Origin of the sequence: Thioalkalivibrio sp. ALJ21, assembly GCF_000378605.1 — a bacterium.
In the GTDB taxonomy this organism is placed as follows: domain Bacteria; phylum Pseudomonadota; class Gammaproteobacteria; order Ectothiorhodospirales; family Ectothiorhodospiraceae; genus Thioalkalivibrio.
Window position 1 is genome coordinate 163,572 of sequence record NZ_KB905158.1, and the last position, 18,894, is coordinate 182,465.

Here is an 18,894-nt window from a genome sequence, read left to right on the forward strand (position 1 = left end):
TTCAGGTTCTGCCATGCACCCCGACCTAGAGTCGAATCTAGAAAGGCGCGCCCGCCTTTTTGCCACCGAGGCCCACGCGAGCGCCGGGAACATCCGAAAGTACACCGGGGCTCCGTATATCGAGCACCCCAAGGCTGTTGCGGCGATTGTCCGCTCGGTCCCCCATACGCCCGAGATGCTAGCGGCCGCCTGGCTCCATGACACTGTTGAGGACACACCGACCACGCTGGCGTGCCTGCATTCAGCCTTTGGCAGCGAGGTGGCCCAAATGGTCGAGATGCTCACCGATGTGAGCCGCCCAGTGGATGGAAACCGAGCCCAGAGAAAATCCCTTGACCGCGACCATATCTCGAGGGCGTCGCCGGAAGCGAAAACAGTCAAATTGGCCGATCTGCTGGACAATTCGCAGTCGATATTGCGGCATGACCCCCGGTTTGCGGTGATCTACCTCCAGGAGAAGCGCGCTCTTCTGGGTGTTCTCCATGAGGGCGACCCCGCCCTTTATTCGCGCGCTCTGGATGTGGTTAGGAAAAACCTGGAGGGCTCACCCCCTCGGGGTCCGCACCCCTAAAATTACTTTATAAACGATATCTTATATTTCGCCGTTCTCGCTCTGGACATTTACATTTCGCCACGGAGTATGTATCGTAAGTTATATTGCTTGCGCTCCACTGTGGCGTCTCGTCCAGCCCCCCAGGAACAAGGGGGGGCTTCGAGCGTAAGCGCTTCGCGCCCTGAAGAGTGCGCCTTACGACGCTATGGCCACCTCTCCCCAAGAAGCGTTCGCCTCGGCTCTGAGGCGCACTCTTCAGGGCGCGCGCATGTGACGCGTCGGTTTTGTCTTGGGCGTTGCGCGCTTTGTTGGCGCGCCTTCCTGCAAGGCGAGGGCGATGGTTTGCGTCCCTTTGTTTCGATTAATCACAACGTATGAGGCATTGTTATGTCAGCTAGTTCTTGTCAGTTGGTCACCGAAGAAGTCGATCCTCCTGTTCACGAATCCGCCGCGGACCAGCAGTCGCTGGAGCTCCAAGAAGATGTTCAGCGGAACCTCGACATTATTCTACGCCGCAAGAGTGACGGGGCTACCCCGGAGCTCACGGCGCGTGATCATGAGGTGGCGGGGCAGATCATTGCGTGGCTGATCTCCGATGAATGCGAAACGCCGGAGGCGGAGTCACTTCGCCAGCGGGTCCTGGATAAGACGTGCACGCAAGAGTGCGGTTAATTCAGGTGGCGCCTGTCGATCATTCAGCAACCTACTGGAGCACCCTCTAATGTTGATCAACGAACGGAGCCTCTACACGTTACGAGTGGCCCTGCAGATCGCCCATCACTCGCAATCCCGCTCAGTTCCCACGTCCGAACTGTTGGCGGCGCATGGCTTCAAGGATTCATACCTGTGTTTGCTGACACGAGACCTTTCGGACGCCGGACTGGTGACCGCAAAGAAAAGGGGCACCTCAAAATACCGTCTCACGCGGCCTGCGAGCGAGGTGTCCGTTGGTGACGTTGTAGCCTCAGTTGAGGGCGGAAGAGGGCTTTCGTTCGGCGGAGACCCCGAGGCAGATCCTGCATCTGGCCACCCGATTTCCAAGGGCATGAAGGACATGAGCGCCAAATTGAGGGCCTGGATGGACTCGGTTTCTCTCGAGAGCCTCCTCTCAGAGTCCCACGGAGAGTTTTCGGGGCAGCTCCATGTGGTTCCGGTCGATCACGCCCTCAACACGGCTGCGCGTGAGCGCGATGCGATTATGGCGTCTGCCTACATCGCCGAGCATGACGACCAGCGCGTCCGGGCTCACACGATCGCGGATTTGCTGGAGCTAAAAGAGCCCTACGTACTCGCGGTTCTGAGAACGCTTGTGCGTCACTCAGTTCTGGACCGCACGCCTGGAAAGTTCGGCGGCTACAAACTGAAGCGGCCGGCATGCGAGCTCAAGGTCTACGATGTGATGAAAGTGATGGCGGATACCAGGCGCTTCCGTGGGGCCACTATCGATCTCTCCATTACGCCCGAGAACGCCCCGGTATTCCGCGCCAGCAATGGCTTCATCCATCAGTTTGAGGAGTTCTTCAGGTCGATGACCTTCGCAGATATCCTCGGGCATTCGGTGGACCGCAGGAAGACGCTGGTGCAGGACCTGAAGACGTCCATCAACAAGCACCACTTCATTTTTGAGCTCCAGCCTTAACCGCGATCTGAGGGGCGCTCCGCGACGGGGCGCCCCTCTCACCCTTCGTCGCATCTATCGCAATCCCTCGCAGGGCCTCGCCGCCCTTCACCCGAGGCCTCGGGTCTTGGCCCATTCATTCATGGGGCCGATACCCCCCCGCCAGGCCCCCTCGCTCCCCGGTTGATGTCCCTTTCCATGTGCATATACAATATCACTAACGATAAAAGGAAAAGGACTCACACGATGAACCAACTGCGCACCATCCGCTCTTTGTGGCTTGCTCTCACGGGGGTTATCGCTCTCGCCGCCCTTGCACCAGCTGGGGCGCAACAGGCAACGCCGTTTCAGGTGCATTCGAATGGGACGGTGTCCTGGGTTGCAGATGGCGACACCATGCGTGTCCAGATTGATAACAGGAGCGCCTATGAGACCCTTAAGCGGGAGGCCCGGGGCCTTCAGAGCACCGTGGACCGAGATCTTCGCGTGAACGATCGATTTCGCGATCGCGACATGAGCGCCCTTGTTCGGATTGGCAACATCGACACCCCGGAAAGCGTTCATGAGGATGAGTCCCGCAATACGGAGGAGGGCGCGCAGGCCTCGGCATACGTGAAGGAGCTGATGGAGGGTACACGGGTCGAGCTGGTGTGCTGGGACATCGGTCACTGGGGGCGCCCGATCTGCTCTCTCTACGGCGGAGACCATGGCGATCGATTTGATCTTGGCGTGCACCTGGTGCAGAAGGGGTATGCTGAGTACGTAGGCTCGTTTGGCGCCCATCCATACTGGGACGACGAATATCGTCGCGCAGCCCAGGACGCGCGCTAATGCCAGCGCCTGAGCGATCCCTGGCGGGCATGTCCCCGGCATCTAGCGTCGGGGGTCACCCATATCACGAGATGACGACCCAAGCATGACACCATTACTGGCTAGCCTGGCGCGCAGGTCCACAGAGCAGCAGGCCGACTGATGGCCCCTTCATCCGGGGAAGAGGGTGGTCGCCATGTCCAGATATGGATTCCGGGCGCGCAATTTCGATCGCTTCTTCAGCCGTTCGCTGTGGACGTTGATACCCAGGATGAGCCCTCATTTCGCCTCCCGGGAGTCAACGCTGACGGATCTCAGGAGCGAGAACCTGGCGATGCTTCCATCCATCTATCCGAAACCCGATTCGCTCGGCTACCTTGCAGCCGAGAGGGCATGACGCGACTGCAGATCTTCTCTGGGTCGATTGATTTTGCGGAGCACTTCCCCGCACCTCTCGACATCCTCGGCGATGGATTTATCGAGTCCGTTCGCTGGTCGAGCCAAGAGGGTGGCACGCGGCAGTGGGTTCTCACGACCATCAAGATCCTTACCCGCACCCCGGCCGAGTTGGCGAATGTGGTGAATGAAGATGGCCTGCTCGATATGACTCGGATCCGAAGGCGCATTGAATCAGAGGCCTTCTTTGTCTCCTCGTGCCCATCATTCTTCCGGGGCCTATGCGCTCAACCTGGCGCTGGGCGCTACAGGCTTTCCGATAGGGACATCCATCAGCGCTTCCAGCTCGGTGAAGCTAATAGCCAGCCGTTGTCCGAGCTGCGCTCCATGCATCTCCCGGAATGGCTTCCTCATGCTCAATCCGATCTAACGCTAGCCCACCAGTGGATCATTGGTGCCTGGTTGCACGACCTCGAGCAGCGGCGCCAGGGGGCCTCCGGCAGCGTCCCTTCGATGTCGACAAAACAGCGAGGCCGCGATTCACTCTAGGAGCCAGGGTATGCTCGATGACGACCCTCATGGGAGGGCGGACGCGAATCTTTTGCCCCCGCAATAGCATGGAGGTCAACTTGACCAACCAAGTGTTCGAGTACCGCGGCTACCAGGGATCGATCGAGTTCTCTCTTCCCGATGGTGTTTTGAATGGGAGGGTCCTCCACATTGACGACCTCGTTACATACGAAGGCACCACCCTGGAGGAGTTGAAGCGCGAGTTTTGTGCGTCGGTGGACGGCTATCTGGAATTCTGCGAGGCCGAGGGGGTCGAGCCCAATAGGCCGTACAGCGGCGCAATCAAGGTGCGAGTGCACCCCGAAATCCACCGAGAGCTGGCGCTGACGGCCGCACGCTCAGGTGTGACGTTAGACGCGGCCCTCGAGCGGATCATCAAAGACTTTCTCCAGTCACACCCTCGGGGATAAGAAGCGCGCCGCAAAGCGCTGCGGCGCTCGGGATGAGCTCTAGATCCTTAGGCGGCTACGCGATGGAGCAGCGACTTCCAGCCACCTTTCCGCTTCAAGCCCGGGAACAGTGTGTCGCGCCATTCGCCCGGGTCCCGGGGGCACGGCTTTTGCGCCCTGCCTGTTGGCAGCACGCGGAAGAACGTGTGAGTTGATAGGTTGCATTGATTGCAGATGCACCCAACCGTGAAGTAGTCCGCCCCATCTTCGGCTGCGCGGTGAACTACATAGATGTCCTCCGGCTCGAAATCTTCTTTGCACGCGCCGCACTTCATGTGAAAGGAGCTAATTTCGCCTGACCGGATGGCAAGAGGCAGAATATCGATTGCCTGAGAGCCTGACATCAGCACGTTTCTAGCCTGTTTTGTATAGTTAGATGCCACCCAATAGTCCTCATCCTTTATTATAATAATAGCGTACCCATTCCGGATTTTATCTGCAACCCATCTGTCACCCTATGGAATTATGAATACGACCCCTATGGTTCCCTTTCGTTACCACCCAATGATTGATTTTGCTATTGGGTCGACAATGGAGTTCGCGATCGAGGACGCCCCACCTCCATCATCGGTGTTCCTTGGCAATAGCAGGGAGTCGAACGAGGTTGCTCGAATTCTTATCGATCACGGAGATCCGGGCTCCAACGTGAGCGGCTATGCCGCCGCAGTAGAGTGCTTCGCTGAAGAGATCAGGGCAGACTTCTATATCTTGGTGCTCACGCAGGATGCGTGCGATCGAGGCGTAAAGCAGGAGCGGGAGGGGTTGCGACCCTCCGATGGTCATTTCGTCATGATGATCGAAACTTTGTCTGGCGCCTGGGCTACCGAGATCCCGTTTGGATATCGGGCGTTCTCGGATAAGAGCCCGACTGCGTTTTCATTTTCTTTCTCGGGCATCGCGATTCCATTGCCCGAGTTTCGAGGCGTATTGGCGCACTCAGCAGCCCAGGCTGCCGGGTTCGCTCATTAGCTGGAAAGCCCGAGGGTGGGGCGCGCCCAGGCTCGTCCTTCAGCCCCCAATGGTGATTAAGCTTTATTGGGCCCGCCATCGTTGCCCGCGTCATTATCCTGATCTTGGGCTGGCGCATGATCTTCGGCTGGGATTGCGTCCAGCGCCTCGTGGATCAACGACACCTCTTCATGGGTCAGCTCGACCGTTACAGGCTTGGATTCGTCGCCCGTCAAGGTCGAGACCTTCGAGCCAATGACTTGCAGTGCGTTTGTCATCTTTCGGGCCGCTTTTTTGGGAATTCTTCCCGTTGCTTTTGGGCGCTGATGCCTGGAGTTCGCGCTTTCCAGTTTCTTCCTGGTGAGCCGCCCCTTTCCCGATCGCAGAACCTCTTCGACGCCATCTTGAAGCATTTCAACGGCCTTTGTGCCGTGCTTCTGATAGGTCTGAAGCGCCAGGGTTGCAGACACCACCTCCTGAGACACTAGGTCCTTGATGGCGTCCGGCATGGTGTGCATTTCCAGCGACATTCGTACGTGCTGGGTGGTTTTCCCGACGATCCTGGCGATGTCGTCTTCGGTCTTCCCTCGGTTCTTCATCCGGCTGTACATCGCAGCCACTTCGATGGGCGTGAGCTTCATGCCCGATTGACTGGTCAACACCAGCGCATCGGCCTCGATCTCGTCGCCTCGAAACTCGATAACAGGCTGCGGCCCCAGGTCCGCCCCTTCCTCGATCGCTAGAAGCATCGCTCTGCGTCGGCAGTGGCCGTCACGGATATAGATCCTCCCGTCGATCACCTGGACGGCGACGGGCTCGACGTATCGTCCGGCGGTGTACGCGTCGGCCAAGGCTCGGATGTGCCGCTTCAGGTCCTCGCGTTCGTAATCACGAGGGTTGAATCCATTGATCTCATGCAGATCCTTCGGATGAGCATAGAACTGGTTCGATTTGCGGACATCAATCAGCTTGGATCGATGTATCTTGTCTAGCGACTGCGCAACGTTCTTCATGATCGAGATCCGTTCGGTTGTTCCGGTTCCGCATTCCAGTGCACTGACGCTCTATGGGTGCGGCTTCATTCCAACGCCATGCCTGACTCTCCTTTCTGGGCCCATTCTACAAGCGGGCCTGGTCTACACTGGGTTCTCTAAATCATGGACATGCCGCTCAGTTCGACGTTTCTCTCTGGCCCCCTATTGTATGACGAAATTCACATTCCTGTATTGGCATCGTTTGTGTGGTAATTATGGATTGCGTGCAAAAACGGTCACATCTCGCGGGTTCTTTGCTGCGACTTGGCATCCAGCCGACGCGTCACACGAAAGCACTGCACGAAGCGCTAGCAACTAAATCGAGACTCGGCGCCGAGGTTGCGCTTTATCGCGAAATTGGCGCACGGGCCCCGAAACCGCGGCATGAAGCCCGTCGGCGGAAAGACTTGAGATCCACTTTTGAAGCCCTTGCTCGCCAGGCGGCGCCATGCCCCCATAGCAGGCAGCCTTCTTCGCGTCATCAAGAGAGAAAGGCGGATTCCGAACCGGTGCAATTTCGGAGCAGAGAAGGGCGACACCCCCGGTCTTCATCTCGATCCTGGGCGGCTTGGAGCCCCCTCGGTCAGCGGAGCGGTTGAAGACCCAATCAACGGGATCCTCTGCGCCATCTCGAACTGCCCGGCAGAACGCGCCAGCTGGGACAAATGCGTCCGCTTTCAGAGAGTAGGGCGCGCGCGAGTTCGGTCTCCTTAGGCCTGCCGTCGTAACACGCGAAGAATCCATTCCAACCGGCATGGTGTATGTCAGCTGGTGCTCGACCTGGAACCTCTCAAGCGCCCACTGCAGGTCCCTTAGGGCTGAGATGGGCGCCCCGAACTTCTTCACAGGCCCGAGCTCGAGCGAAACGGTTCCTGGATAGCCAAATCGGTTTCGCATGAGGAGGTCACCGGACCGGAGCAATTCATCCACGGATGTATTTCCCGTGGATGCCACTCCCTCCATCACCGGCTTCAGCATGACGTCGAACCCTCGCTCGCCGACTTGCAGTATCGCCCGAAACGGCGGCTGAACCACCAGGCAACCGGCTTTCTTCGTCACTTCAACCTCCTGGTCTCGATTGGCCTTTTTATCTGCATGTCGCACCGTATTTCGCCGCTACCGAGGATCGCCTGCGCTCCATCCCGCCAAGAGGGAGTGCAGATAGCTACCAGACCCAACAAACCCAACCCGAAAGGCTCTTGCGAGAAGCCACATGCTGAGAGTGAACATCGCCAACCCTCCGATGACGACCCAGCCTGCTAGCGCATCTGGAAGCGCGGGAGCCGCGACAGCGGAGAGCGCCGCGGACGTTGCCGCCACTGTAAACAGGAGGGTGAACGCTACTAGCGCCTGAAATCGGATGAGCACGCTGTAGGCGGCCGGCCCAGTGAGACTCAGGATGAAAACCGTGGCGGTGTAGGCAATCAGGCCAACCGAGATGTTGTCGCGAAGGTCATACCATGTGTGATCGGCAAACAGGCCGGGCCCCGCGGAACTAACAGAGTCAGCCAGGTACAGGATGCTATAGAGGACTGCGTGCCCAAGCAGAACCGTTTGCAGCAGCGTCCCCAAAAAGCCGTTGCGGCTCTCTGGCGCGTCTTCCCTGAACATGAACCACAGCGCGAAAAGGAGGACCATCACGGCGTAGGCCGCGATTTTTCCAACCCTGAGCTCTGGCGGGGCCTCCCAGATGCTCGTTACGTGCGTCAGCATGAGCCCGATGACCGCCATGATTGCGACCGCCTGCAGCGCCGCCCGACTGCACCTGTCTCTCCGCATCGTGATCGCGCCGCTTAGCATGCCTCTTGCGCCGAGCACGATGGTGGATCCTCAAGCGACAGCAGCTCTTGTGCGTCAATGAGAGGGAAAGCGGTATTGGCCTGGAGTGCCGCCCCCTGCGAAGCTCCCGCTTTCCAGGTGTGCCCGGTGTCCAGGTATGCGACGTCTCCGTGGCGCACGAATTCCGGAACAGGGGTATGCCCCACTGCGCACACTCGGATTCCCGATTTGGGGGCAGGGGTGATCTTGGCCGGGTCTTGCCTGACAAGCCAGTCCGTGACTTCGGGCGCAATGCCCAGTCCCTCCAGCTTTCGCACAAGCCGTTCAAACCCGTCCCTTTTGATGGCGGAGATGCGGATGCGCCCCCATATTGCCGACAGCTGCGCAACTGGATAGCGCTCCGGGTATAAGGCCTCCTCTCGAAGGGTGTCGCAAAACGCCTGCCAAGTCAGCCCGATGGGGACCTCCGCGTGGGTCACGCCAATGGTCTGGCCGCACGTTGTCTTGACCGAGATTGCATAGGGCAAAACACTCAGCTGCCCCTTTAGGCTGTCCAGGCACCGCTCCGGTAGCCCGTCCGCCCATCCGCCGCCATTCAGCATCCAAATCCGCAGTAGGCTTCCATCAAGCGCGGACTCGATCGCCATTTGCTCGTGATTTCCGCGGACTGAAAAGAACCAGTCATGCCTCAGCCACTCTAGGGACCGCTCGGAATCCGGGCCGCGATCAATAAGGTCCCCGACACAGATCAAGCGGTCTTTGCTTGAGTCGAACCCGATTAAGTCGAGCGATCGCTCGAGATCTCCGAAGTGCCCATGGACATCCCCAGCAAAGAAGTCGCGACCCCGCTCATTCGCCTCAAGGTCTAGAACCGCCGATTCCGGAGTCGCTCGGTCAAGGGTGTTTCCGGGGAAGCTCCCAAGTGCCTCCTGGATGATTTGATTGTAGGTGACATCGATCATTATCGCCCTCTTTGGCGCCTTATTCTCTTATTAGGCTATCACGCGACAGAGACGGAACGATATCGCTTAAGACATGATCTCGGTATTGCCGACGCCCAGCGCCAGCCGACCCTTCGCCCCTGTTCCGCGATACGGCCTCAAGACGCTTGGGCGCGGCAGATGGCCGCGCACGCTTAGTTGCGCGCGCCGTTCCGATATGGCCGCAAGGGGCGCCCAGGCTGCTTGTTCAAGCCGACCCACATGGTCGCATCGCGCAAGAATAAAGAGGTCTCAGTCGAATCTGCCGGGGGTGCTCATCTCGGCCCCGTTCTGATATGATGCATACGGTATCACTTTGGCAACACGATACCCATGCGGTCTACGCATACGTAATTTTTGAGCGCCTGATTGACCCAGCCGGGGCGAGATATGGCGGTACTTGTTATGGATAAAACCGAAGAAGGGGAGAAGGTTAAATGAATGCAAACGTGATCCGCCGGAGCCTGGTTGCTGCCGCGGTCGGGATTGCCATGGGGGGCGTTGGCTCCGCGCACGCGACGAATGGCTACTTTGCCCATGGCTACGGCACTACCGCGAAAGGAATGGGTGGCACTGGCATGGCTATCTCGCAGGATGCCTATGCCCCAGGCACCAATCCGGCCGGCATTGCCGGCATGGAATCTCGCTTCGATATTGGGGTGTCCTATTTCCGCCCGAAGCGCTCCGTCACCCTCGATAGCCCTCAGGGTTCGATGGAGGTGGAGTCCGGCAACAGCAGCTTCAACATCCCGTCTATGGGGTACGTCCGCCAGATCGATGAGCGCCGCTCCTGGGGTATCGCCTTGCTTGGCAACGGCGGCATGAATACGGAGTACCCGGCATTTGCGACCGGCAACCCGGAATGCGATATGGGCGGTGGCGGCCTCTTCTGCGGGGGCGCGGCTGGAGTCAATCTGGAGCAGCTGGCGATCATTCCCACCTATGCCCAGAAATCCGAAAGCGGGCGCGTGAGTGTCGGTTTCAGCCCGATCATCAGCCACCAGCGTTTCAGTGCTACGGGTCTGGGCCAGTTCGCCCAAATGAGCAACGACCCGGAGCGTGTTAGCGACAATGGCACGGATTCCACCTGGGGTTATGGCGCCCAAGTGGGCTTCCAGGCGGAGCTTTCCGACACCGTGACGCTGGGCGGCAGCTATCGCTCCAAGATTCGTAACGGCAAGTTCAGCGACTACAGCGGCCTCTTTGCCGGTGGTGGCAGTTTCGACATCCCGTCGACGCTGGGGCTAGGGGTGTCGGTCGAAGCCACCCCGAACCTAACGATCGCGGCGGATTACCTGCGGATCAACTACTCCGATATCGATGCCATCTCGAACACGATGCATACGCACGAACCCCTGGGTGCTTCCGGCGGCCCCGGCTTTGGGTGGCGTGATATCGGCGTCTTTCGACTTGGCGCCCAGTACGAGGCCGGCAACAACTGGACCTGGCGCGTCGGTTACAACCGTGGCCAGAACCCGATCTCGTCCGACGAAGTCATGTTCAATATCGTGGCGCCGGCTGTGACGACGGACCACTACACGTTCGGCTTCACCAAGGCGTTCAACAGCAACCATGAGCTGAACTTTGCGGCGATGTACGCGCCCCGAAACAGCGTTTCCGGCCCGATCGGAAACGGCATGGACGCCACCATCGAGATGCGTCAATACGAGCTCGAGATCGGGTACGCCTACCGCTTCTAACCGAGCCCGTCATGAGATGGCGGGCCTGATTCGGATTCCTTTCGTTCGGGCCCGCTTTTTCCTCATTCCCACACGCACTACAGGTATATCAAATGAAAGCATTCAAGAAGCTCCGTTTGCTTTCCGGGGTCACCGGATTGCTTATGGCCGCGGCAGTATCGACGGCGCCCGCTGTAGCGAGCGACACGTACCGCCCGCTCGTTCTCGCCTATACCGAATCTGGCCACGATGTTTCGGAGGAAGCCGCCAATGTGCGCGAGCGTCTGGAGGAGGCAAATTTCCAGTTCCTCGGCGAGTACCCGATCAACGACCAGCGGCATGTTGTCGTGGTCACGCACAATGATCTCCTGGCTGCAGCTGGATCGCATGATCGTGCCGGGTACATCGCGCCCATTCGCGTCTCAGTAACTTCGGTGAATGGCGAGATCCAGGTGAGCTACAACAACCTGGACTATTTCGGACACGCGTACCGCATTGAAGAGCCACTGGATTCCGTGTCGAGCCTGCTGGCCGATACGCTCGGGGCCGAGAAAGAGTTCGGCTCCGAAGAGGGCCTGACAGAGCGCGAATTGAGCCGATATCGCTATTCGTTCGGCATGGAGCGGTTCCATCAGCCGTTCGAGCTCGGAAGCCATGGCTCCTATAGCGAGGCCCTCACTGAAGTCACCTCGAATCTCGAGGCTGGCCTAGAGGGTGTGACCAAAGTTTATCGGGTCGAGATCCCCGGCCAGGACACCACCATTTTCGGAGTGGCGATTCGTGAAGCGGATGGCGCTAACGAAGATGCGGCCGACCTTCATCATCTGGACACCGTCGATGTGCGCGGCCTAAGGCACACCGCGACCGTGCCGATCGAGGTGATGGTGCGAGGCAGTGATGTCGAAGCCCTGAGCATGCGCTACCGAAAGGCGCTGCACTTCCCGGATCTCAACATGCTGGGGGATGGGAGCTTCATGCGCCTGCGCCGCTCTCCGGATGCCGTTGAGGCCAGCCTTCGGGTTATTGCCGGGTATGAAGAGGAAGAGCAGTTCGGGTTCGACGACTGGTAGGCAACCTCTTTGAACCTCTCTATTTGAACGGGCCCGCCTGGGCCCGTATTTCATAACCCGTTTGGCTAATTGTTGAGGCATTTGAGTTGATGCTATCCGTGGACGATATCTCGCGACCCTGTCACCGGTGGGCGGCCGATGTTTATGACGCTTTTCTGAAAGACTCCGACAGCCGGGCAGATCGCCCCCTGGACGAGAGCCAAGGCAAAGAGATCGAGGCGGTCTTCAAGGCCGCGATGGGTGTATCACGGCGCTATGCACTCCCGGAGCCGACCCTCAAGGAGGTCCTGGCGACCAAGAGGGAAGCCGCTGGGCGTCCTGATTTCGCAAGCTACTGGGCTACCAGTCTGATCCTTAGGATGCTTTCTCGCTCTACGCTCTATCCGCGTCCAAGAACGGATGCGGAGCGTCGGAGTCTTCCAGATCCCGCTTTCGCACTTCCGCCTCTGCATCCTCTTGAGCGCCGACTCTATGACGCGTTCATGAAAACGGCGGCATTTCGTGCCGGCCGGTCGCTGCAGGAGTGGGACGCAGCCGAAGACCGAGCGATGCGCGCAGCCACGAAAAAAGTGGCGGAAGAAATCGGGGCCCCATGTCTCAGCCACCGAGAGATCGAGGCGGCCCGACTAGAGGCGGAATGCACCCTGAATTACGGGGCCTCATGGGCGAGGGGAGTCCGCGCGCGCCTTCATGCCCGCCTGCCAACGGTTCGCCCGAAGCGGGTCGCCCCAGAGAGTGTGTTCACGATGGAGCACAACGTCTGGCCTGCGGCGCCGCAATGAGTGCAAGTGGCAACCTATCCCGAGGCTGAGAGATCAATGATGCACAGAATCCTGTTTCTTCTTCTATCCCTCGGGCTTGGCCCGCTGGCAAACGCCGCCCCGGACGAGGAGAGGTCGATCCCGTTCTTGCCGTCTCCGTCTGAGGGGCGCTCGTTTTCCCCTTCGGTGATGATCTGCAACCTTGATGATCATCCGTATTTTGACATCGTGACATGGATGCCAGAGACGCAAGACGCCGGATTCCGAGACCACTACGGCAACTATCACTATGGCGATATGACGCGTGCCGCGAAGGATCCAGGCATTGACCCTCAGAATCTACGTTTCGATATCGCCCGCGGGGGATCTTTCTATTCCAGGATTGAAGTCCTAATCGAGCCTCAGTTTGATGGCTTCTCGATCTTTGGAGTTGGGTACAGCCGCGAGAACCACGCACAGCACATCACCATGGTCTGGCCGGAGTATAGGTCTGCATGTCAATGAATAAACGCTCACGCACAGGCCGCGATCAGGAGGCACCAATCGCCTTCAAGCTCCCCTTGGGCGCGATCGATACATCGAACCTGCCTCTGCCCGGAAGCCCGGATTACGGCGAGGCGCTGCGGCGCCACGTTTCCGCCATGTACAAGAGCGAAGGTTATAGCCTACGCATTGCGGTCAAAGAGGATTACGTTTACGGGGTCGGCGTCCGCCCCACCTCAATGCATCCCCAGGAGTATGTCGAAGGCCTCCTGAAGAGCGGCTTCTACAGCGACGCGCTTCCTTTTCTGCAGGCAATGTCTCTCATCACTCCGAGCCCAGACCTGCTGTACAACCAAGGGCTCGCACTGGCCTCGCTTGGGCGCCCAGGGGAGTCGATTGAGCCCTTGACGGTGGCGGCGCAAATGTCGCCTAACGACCCAGCGATGCGGACCGCTCTCGCGCTATCTTTCTTGAAGCTGAACAAGGCGGAAGCAGCCGAGATGAACTTGCGCGAGGCGATCCGGGTTCAGCCCGATTACCACTGGGCGAATCGGAACTTGGCCGCACTGCTAAGCCAGCAGGGCTCCCTGGAGGAGGGAGAGCGCCTCTTCCGGGCCGCCCTCGAGGCCCAGCCCAACGAGCCGCATAGTTTGTTTGGCCTGGCACAGAATCTCGCCGCACAAGGCAGCCACCGCACAGAGGATGCTGCCTCGGCCTACAAGGACCTCATTCGCGAGCACCCGGATCACAAGCTCGCTGAGGAGGCGAGGCGGCAAGTGAACCGGATGATGGAGGTTCATCTTCGGTCCGATTCGGGGGGTGGCCTGCGACCCGATGCCGTGATGTACATGAGGGGGGCCCTCGAGCGTTTCGAGGGCATGGATCGCAACCAAATCCTGGCGGTCATGACGGAAATTGCCGAGAAGGGCGAGCAGGGCATCGAAGTTGGAAACGCGGACAAGCGGTACCGCCTAGACGCCCTACCTGGCGAATTCACGGGTCTTCATCTCCTTTGTCTCTTGCACGTTTCCGCAAAAATGATGGCGCCTGATCTGGATACCGGGTCGGGGCTGGACCCAGAGTACGAGGCGGCCATCGGGCAACCTGTAGAGCCTTAAAGGGCCTCAGGACGCGGATTCCCGGGCTCTCTACCTTGTCGCCGAACGGCATCTCACGCAGATGTCTTTGCCCGTCTATTAGATTTTGCTTGTATTCCGATTTCGTAACAGATATACTATGTGCAGTTGGCTGGTTAGCGGGACCAAGCGTCCTTCCGGCGAATACCTTTTTAACCCTTAAACACACCTTTATATGGAGACTAAACAATGAAAAAGCTGAGCACTCTTCTGATTTCTTCCACCCTGATGGCCCTGTCCTTCGGCACCGCGAACGCGAACGCCGCGTGGGACGCAGAGCGCCACGCGTTCGAATCCATTTCCGTAAAGGCTCTGCAGGGTGATGTGTCCGCGAAGACCTCCCTGGGCCATCTGTACGAATCCGGTATCGGCGTAACCGAGAACCCGGTGCGCGCCCGCATGGCCTACCAAGAGGCCGCGGAAGGCGGAAATGAGATTGCGATGGCTGCGCTCGGCCGGATGTACCTTCAGGGCAAAGGCGTGAGCGTTGATCACGCACTGGGAATGCACTGGATGCAGCGCGCGGCCGATGCCGGTCACGTTGGTGCGCAGTACATGGTCGGCGTCGCCTACCTGGACGGCAAATACATCGGTGCGAACGAGGACACCGCCCTGTACTGGCTGAGCATGGCGGCTGAGAGTGGCCACCAGGTCGCCCGCCAGCTGCACACGGATTACGTGTCCTTCGCTGAGTAATCGTTTGCGGCTTCGCGCCGAGAGCCCGCGTTCAGAGATGAGCGCGGGTTTTTTGTTTGGAGCCCGGGACTCATAGGGCCATAGAATATGTAGCCGTCCCTCGCGACAAAGGATGCAGTCGGAAGATGTCCAGCACCAGCGGCGCCCATCGTTCGGCGGTTGTCCTGAACGTATCGACGCATACGGCCGACGTCTACATCGGGCGAGGCAGCCCGTTCGGGAATCCGTTTGTGATGCGGGACCGAAGTGACGAAGAGCGCAAGCGCGTCATCCAGGCATTTCGCGAGTGGATCAAGTGCCAGCCGGAGCTGCTTCGCCTTGTGAGGCGTTCGCTGCATGGCAAGACGCTGGGATGCCACTGCGCTCCACAGGAATGTCATGGTGATGTGCTGGCAGAGATCGCGAGAGGAGAGTGGGACGATCGGATCCCCTTGGAACCGGTGATGACTTTCTGGTCAGACCTGGCCGGGCGCCATGGGCGCGGGGCCGCCTTGTTCGCCAAACGAAATCTAGGGGCGGACGAGTCCGTTACTCGCGGCCCATCTGGGTCTTCGTACGCGATTCCCGCGAAAGACGACCGGCTTAGGCCCCTGCCTCTGGAGCAGATCCACGAAGAGGTGCAAGCGTTTATTCGGCATGCCCGGGCGCACCCTGAAATACCATTCCAGGTGGCGCGCTCCGGACGCGGGTTGATGAGCTATTCAGACGAGCAGGTGGCGGCCCTGTTTGCGGGGGCCCCGATGAACGTCGATCTTCCCGGGGTCTGGAGGAGGGCGCTGGCACCGGAATCGACGCCCATCCAGGTGATTATCGCCGGCGGTCGATCCTTCACTGACTGGACACGCCTTCAATCCAAGCTTACTCACCTTCTTGGGAATCACCCCGACGCGACGGTGGTGAGCGGAGGCGCTCGAGGCGCCGACTCCCTTGGAGAGAGGTTTGCAGTGCAGCACGGGCTCCGGCTCCGCCGGCTGCCTGCAGAGTGGGATCGCTTCGGTAAGAAGGCTGGGCCGAACAGGAACCACGCAATGGCGCGACTCGCTACACACCTGGTCGCCTTCTGGGATGGCCATAGTCGCGGCACCCACCACATGATTGACACGGCCGATCGCTGCGGCCTGGAGATTCGCGTCGTCCGGATTGACGGCGGTTAGGGCGAGGGGCCGGGCGCATGATTGTTCACGACTCGGCGCCTCTCGCGCGCACACGCCCTAAACGGGAAGGTTCTTGGATCCGACAAGAAGGGGGGATCTGGAGCGCCGCCCCGAGAGAGCACTCACGACATCCTGGGTGATCCCAAATGTCATCAGCCCGACGACAGAGGAGCCGAGGATCAGCGCAACCCCATACGGCGAAAGTGCCGCCTCAACGATCGAGAGTCCTCCGGTTTGATCGCCGATAGCCCAGATGCTCCACGCGAGCAAGCCAGACCAAAGAAGCCCAAACACATAGAACCCGCATTCTTGACGGTGCACTCGGAGAGCCAGTCCGCTCGCGGACACAGCAATGGCGAGGGCGGATGCTGACCACACCCCCAAGAACGCACTCGAAGCCATCATGGCCCCATAGAGCAGGGCGACGGCTGCCGCGAGCGCCGCAGCCGCCTGGTTCCGCGATCGATTCGAGCGTCCCCGGCTCATACCGCAACCGGCGCCTTGATCGTCGCCATCGGCTGGTACCCCTCGATCGAGAAATGATCGATCTTGAAGTCGTCAATTTCTGTCACGCCCGTGTCCATGCGGAGACGGGGAAGGGGGAGGTCGTCCGGCCGCTCCAGGAGCTCGCTCACCTGGTCGAAATGGTTGTGGTAGATGTGCGCGTCCCCGATCGACCAGACCAAGTCCCCGACGGCATGGCCCGTCACCTGGGCGATCATCTGGGTGAGCAGCGCATAGGAGGGAACGTTGAAGTACCCGCCGAGAAAAAGGTCCGCCGACCGCTGGTATAGCTGGCAGGAGAGCGCCCTTGATGGTGCCCCAGCCTCGCTCAGAACCGCGTGCAAGTGATCATCGTCCTGGACCCCGCGCAGATCCAGCGACTCACGCCCCCCGGCGTTCCAGTCAAGCCACTCAAGCCGCTGATTCGACGTCATGGGCGCCGAGTAGAACTGGAACAGAACATGGCACGGCGGCAGGGCCATATCACCGCTCTCGACGTCCGACACGTTCCAGGCGCTCACCAGCATGCGGCGAGAATCCGGGTTAGTGAGGAGCTGGTCGATCACGATCGCGATTTGATCGATACCCCCCGCATGAATCCCCCGGTCAGGGTCCACCGGAAGCGCGGTCGGCCAAGACCGCCACTGTTTCCCGTAAATCGGCCCAAAGGTGCCGTCATCCTTCGCCCACTCGTCCCAGATGTGGTTCTCATGCTCATGTAGATAGGCGATGTCTGGATTCCCTTTCAGGAACCACAGTAGCTCGGTGGCGATGAGCTTGAAGGGCACGAACTTTGCGGCTTCCAGCGGAAATCCCTGCCGGAGGTCGAAGCGCTGCTGAGCCCCGAACACACTGCGGGTTCCCGTCCCAGTTCGATCGGGGCGGTCCACCCCGTTTTCCATTACGTTTCGGAGCAGTGCGTGCATCTGTTGCATAGCGGACTTTCCCGTTTTGGCGTAAGCGGATACAATAGCACTTACGCAATTCTATGTCATGTCTTCGAGCTTTAGAGCGGCATCGCTGCCTTTCGCTCGCCCAACTACAGGAGAAGCCAAGTGAAGCAAGCTGCAGGGGAACGCACCCCCTCGATGCCCGGGGCCGCGACCGACAAAGCATCTGAGGCGGACGTCAATGGCGCCCTGAAGTCCCCGTGCCGTGAACCGGTTGGCGCGCGATCTTTGGGGCTGGCGGACTCAGCCGACGAAATCATCGCCTCGGGCCTCGACCCCCAGTGGAGGGGCGTTGGCGAAGAGCACTTCTAGCGTCGATTCGCTTCCCACGGTGTAACGTAAGTGATACGGTAATCGCACATTCTTCGACACGAGATCCGGACATGACCAGCCGACCAGCCATTGCCTCCGGGCAGAGTGATGACTACCGCGAGAAGCTTCTTGCTCGGGCCTCCAAGAAGGGGTCTGAGATCCGTTTGAGCAAGTATCCGGGGGCGGACGGCAAGCGCAGGATCTACCGGGTTCAGTCACGCCCAGGTGGGCATGGTGCCAGTGGGGCCAAGCCGGGCCGCCTCTCGGATGCCGATATGGCCTCGATCTCTGCAGCAAACATGCACACTCCGGCTGGCTATAGCGTCCGAGCCGAGGGCTCCATCTTGGTTCTTTCGGGGCCATTCAGCCGCACCCTGCATGCCGACATCAAGGCGATTGGGGGCCGGTGGGATGGGAAGCAGGGGGAAAATCGGCGCGTTTGGATGGTGCCCGCTGGAAAAGGCCTCGACCTTGAACGAGTCCTGTGGGAGCGCATCCTTAGGGAGCGAGGGATTGATCGAGAGACCTCCAGTCCGCATGAGGTCGCAACCCAGTGGCTCCATTTCCTGGAAGCCTCTCTCCATGACGGAACGATCGAACCATCTCATTTTCTCGAGGCTCAACCGCGGGTGACTCGATTTGAGGATCTGGCTCCCCGGTTTGACGACCTCGTGAGTCGATACGACCTATCCACGTCAGCCCCCGGATTCCACTCGATGTCCGAGGAAGAGGTGGCTGAGCGGGTGGCAAACCGAAGCATTGTTCGCGGCATTGCGCCGGCACTTCGGGAGCCCGCACAGCTGGGCGATCGCTGGGTTGTCTACGAATTCATCGGGATTCCATTCAACCTTGAGAAGCGCCACTGGGTCCGCGAAGACGGCACCCCCTTGCCTGGCGTTGTTACCGGCCGGGCACAATTCGCCTACCACCGACCAGCGACTCATGAAGAGATCAGCGCATGCCAGGCCTCGGTTACCGCGAACGAGGGCAGGCTCCGGCGACGGATGTGATC

Annotated in this window: 17 protein-coding genes; 13 read left to right on the plus strand and 4 right to left on the minus strand. The window is 59.6% G+C overall.

What is annotated here, in order from left to right:
- Window positions 1–13 precede the first annotated feature (13 nt).
- From F579_RS0113600 to F579_RS0113630, 6 genes are all read left to right on the plus strand, one after another.
- Window positions 14–571 carry an HD domain-containing protein gene (locus F579_RS0113600; RefSeq protein WP_019025297.1) on the plus strand — a complete coding sequence of 186 codons (558 nt, stop codon included), beginning with the start codon at window positions 14–16 and terminating at the stop codon, window positions 569–571.
- 703 nt (window positions 572–1,274) lie between these two features.
- Window positions 1,275–2,192, plus strand: a complete 918-nt coding sequence (locus F579_RS0113610) for an Rrf2 family transcriptional regulator (protein WP_019025299.1) — start codon at window positions 1,275–1,277, stop codon at window positions 2,190–2,192.
- Between the two features lie 225 nt (window positions 2,193–2,417).
- Window positions 2,418–3,002 (plus strand): thermonuclease family protein, encoded by a 585-nt coding sequence (locus F579_RS0113615; RefSeq protein ID WP_019025300.1) that lies wholly within the window; start codon window positions 2,418–2,420, stop codon window positions 3,000–3,002.
- A 372-nt stretch (window positions 3,003–3,374) separates the two neighbouring features.
- Entirely contained in the window at window positions 3,375–3,926 is a 552-nt protein-coding gene (locus tag F579_RS0113620; RefSeq protein WP_019025301.1) for a hypothetical protein, read from the plus strand.
- Between the two features lie 80 nt (window positions 3,927–4,006).
- Window positions 4,007–4,357, plus strand: a complete 351-nt coding sequence (locus tag F579_RS0113625) for a type II toxin-antitoxin system HicB family antitoxin (protein ID WP_231365795.1) — start codon at window positions 4,007–4,009, stop codon at window positions 4,355–4,357.
- 543 nt (window positions 4,358–4,900) lie between these two features.
- Complete coding sequence (locus F579_RS0113630; RefSeq protein WP_231365796.1) at window positions 4,901–5,365, plus strand: hypothetical protein; 465 nt, start codon at window positions 4,901–4,903, stop codon at window positions 5,363–5,365.
- 56 nt (window positions 5,366–5,421) lie between these two features.
- Here F579_RS0113630 and F579_RS0113635 read toward each other — a convergent pair whose 3' ends face one another.
- The 3 genes from F579_RS0113635 to F579_RS0113650 form a co-directional block, all read right to left on the minus strand.
- On the minus strand, window positions 5,422–6,357 hold the full coding sequence (locus F579_RS0113635; protein ID WP_019025304.1) for a KorB domain-containing protein: 936 nt from the start codon (window positions 6,355–6,357) through the stop codon (window positions 5,422–5,424).
- A 1,137-nt stretch (window positions 6,358–7,494) separates the two neighbouring features.
- Window positions 7,495–8,109: a hypothetical protein gene (locus F579_RS0113645; protein ID WP_231365797.1), complete on the minus strand. Its 615-nt coding sequence runs from the start codon at window positions 8,107–8,109 to the stop codon at window positions 7,495–7,497.
- A 62-nt stretch (window positions 8,110–8,171) separates the two neighbouring features.
- The gene (locus tag F579_RS0113650; RefSeq protein WP_019025307.1) at window positions 8,172–9,119 is read right to left on the minus strand and encodes a metallophosphoesterase; all 948 of its coding nucleotides are present in this window, start codon (window positions 9,117–9,119) and stop codon (window positions 8,172–8,174) included.
- A gap of 455 nt (window positions 9,120–9,574) precedes the next feature.
- Between F579_RS0113650 and F579_RS0113655 the strand changes: the two genes are divergently transcribed.
- The 6 genes from F579_RS0113655 to F579_RS14755 all read left to right on the plus strand — a co-directional run bounded on the left by F579_RS0113655 (window position 9,575) and on the right by F579_RS14755 (window position 16,116).
- Entirely contained in the window at window positions 9,575–10,837 is a 1,263-nt protein-coding gene (locus F579_RS0113655; protein WP_026301130.1) for an OmpP1/FadL family transporter, read from the plus strand.
- A gap of 92 nt (window positions 10,838–10,929) precedes the next feature.
- Window positions 10,930–11,886: a hypothetical protein gene (locus F579_RS0113660; RefSeq protein WP_026301131.1), complete on the plus strand. Its 957-nt coding sequence runs from the start codon at window positions 10,930–10,932 to the stop codon at window positions 11,884–11,886.
- Window positions 11,887–12,674: 788 nt separating this feature from the next.
- Window positions 12,675–13,151 (plus strand): hypothetical protein, encoded by a 477-nt coding sequence (locus F579_RS0113670; protein ID WP_231365798.1) that lies wholly within the window; start codon window positions 12,675–12,677, stop codon window positions 13,149–13,151.
- Window positions 13,148–14,248 carry a tetratricopeptide repeat protein gene (locus F579_RS0113675; protein WP_019025312.1) on the plus strand — a complete coding sequence of 367 codons (1,101 nt, stop codon included), beginning with the start codon at window positions 13,148–13,150 and terminating at the stop codon, window positions 14,246–14,248. Before F579_RS0113670 ends, F579_RS0113675 begins: the two co-directional genes overlap by 4 nt.
- A 207-nt stretch (window positions 14,249–14,455) precedes the next feature.
- A complete protein-coding gene (locus F579_RS0113680) occupies window positions 14,456–14,962 on the plus strand; it encodes a tetratricopeptide repeat protein (RefSeq protein ID WP_019025313.1) in 507 nt (168 codons plus the stop codon).
- 125 nt (window positions 14,963–15,087) lie between these two features.
- The gene (locus F579_RS14755; protein WP_019025314.1) at window positions 15,088–16,116 is read left to right on the plus strand and encodes a DUF4326 domain-containing protein; all 1,029 of its coding nucleotides are present in this window, start codon (window positions 15,088–15,090) and stop codon (window positions 16,114–16,116) included.
- Window positions 16,117–16,598: 482 nt separating this feature from the next.
- On the opposite strand, the gene thyA is transcribed toward F579_RS14755, so the two are convergent.
- Entirely contained in the window at window positions 16,599–17,555 is a 957-nt protein-coding gene (gene thyA, locus F579_RS14710) for a thymidylate synthase (protein WP_019025316.1), read from the minus strand.
- 398 nt (window positions 17,556–17,953) lie between these two features.
- Between thyA and F579_RS0113715 the strand changes: the two genes are divergently transcribed.
- The gene (locus F579_RS0113715; RefSeq protein WP_019025318.1) at window positions 17,954–18,892 is read left to right on the plus strand and encodes a hypothetical protein; all 939 of its coding nucleotides are present in this window, start codon (window positions 17,954–17,956) and stop codon (window positions 18,890–18,892) included.
- Window positions 18,893–18,894 lie beyond the last annotated feature (2 nt).

Excerpts from the sequence above, each read along its gene's own strand:
- F579_RS0113600 (WP_019025297.1), top strand. The coding sequence starts at position 14 with ATGCACCCCGACCTAGAGTCGAATCTAGAAAGGCGCGCCCGCCTTTTT.
- F579_RS0113610 (WP_019025299.1), top strand. The coding sequence starts at position 1,275 with ATGTTGATCAACGAACGGAGCCTCTACACGTTACGAGTGGCCCTGCAG.
- F579_RS0113615 (WP_019025300.1), top strand. The coding sequence starts at position 2,418 with ATGAACCAACTGCGCACCATCCGCTCTTTGTGGCTTGCTCTCACGGGG.
- F579_RS0113620 (WP_019025301.1), top strand. The coding sequence starts at position 3,375 with ATGACGCGACTGCAGATCTTCTCTGGGTCGATTGATTTTGCGGAGCAC.
- F579_RS0113630 (WP_231365796.1), top strand. The coding sequence starts at position 4,901 with ATGATTGATTTTGCTATTGGGTCGACAATGGAGTTCGCGATCGAGGAC.
- F579_RS0113635 (WP_019025304.1), bottom strand. The coding sequence starts at position 6,357 with ATGAAGAACGTTGCGCAGTCGCTAGACAAGATACATCGATCCAAGCTG.
- F579_RS0113645 (WP_231365797.1), bottom strand. The coding sequence starts at position 8,109 with ATGGCGGTCATCGGGCTCATGCTGACGCACGTAACGAGCATCTGGGAG.
- F579_RS0113650 (WP_019025307.1), bottom strand. The coding sequence starts at position 9,119 with ATGATCGATGTCACCTACAATCAAATCATCCAGGAGGCACTTGGGAGC.
- F579_RS0113655 (WP_026301130.1), top strand. The coding sequence starts at position 9,575 with ATGAATGCAAACGTGATCCGCCGGAGCCTGGTTGCTGCCGCGGTCGGG.
- F579_RS0113660 (WP_026301131.1), top strand. The coding sequence starts at position 10,930 with ATGAAAGCATTCAAGAAGCTCCGTTTGCTTTCCGGGGTCACCGGATTG.
- F579_RS0113675 (WP_019025312.1), top strand. The coding sequence starts at position 13,148 with ATGAATAAACGCTCACGCACAGGCCGCGATCAGGAGGCACCAATCGCC.
- F579_RS0113680 (WP_019025313.1), top strand. The coding sequence starts at position 14,456 with ATGAAAAAGCTGAGCACTCTTCTGATTTCTTCCACCCTGATGGCCCTG.
- F579_RS14755 (WP_019025314.1), top strand. The coding sequence starts at position 15,088 with ATGTCCAGCACCAGCGGCGCCCATCGTTCGGCGGTTGTCCTGAACGTA.
- thyA (WP_019025316.1), bottom strand. The coding sequence starts at position 17,555 with ATGCAACAGATGCACGCACTGCTCCGAAACGTAATGGAAAACGGGGTG.
- F579_RS0113715 (WP_019025318.1), top strand. The coding sequence starts at position 17,954 with ATGACCAGCCGACCAGCCATTGCCTCCGGGCAGAGTGATGACTACCGC.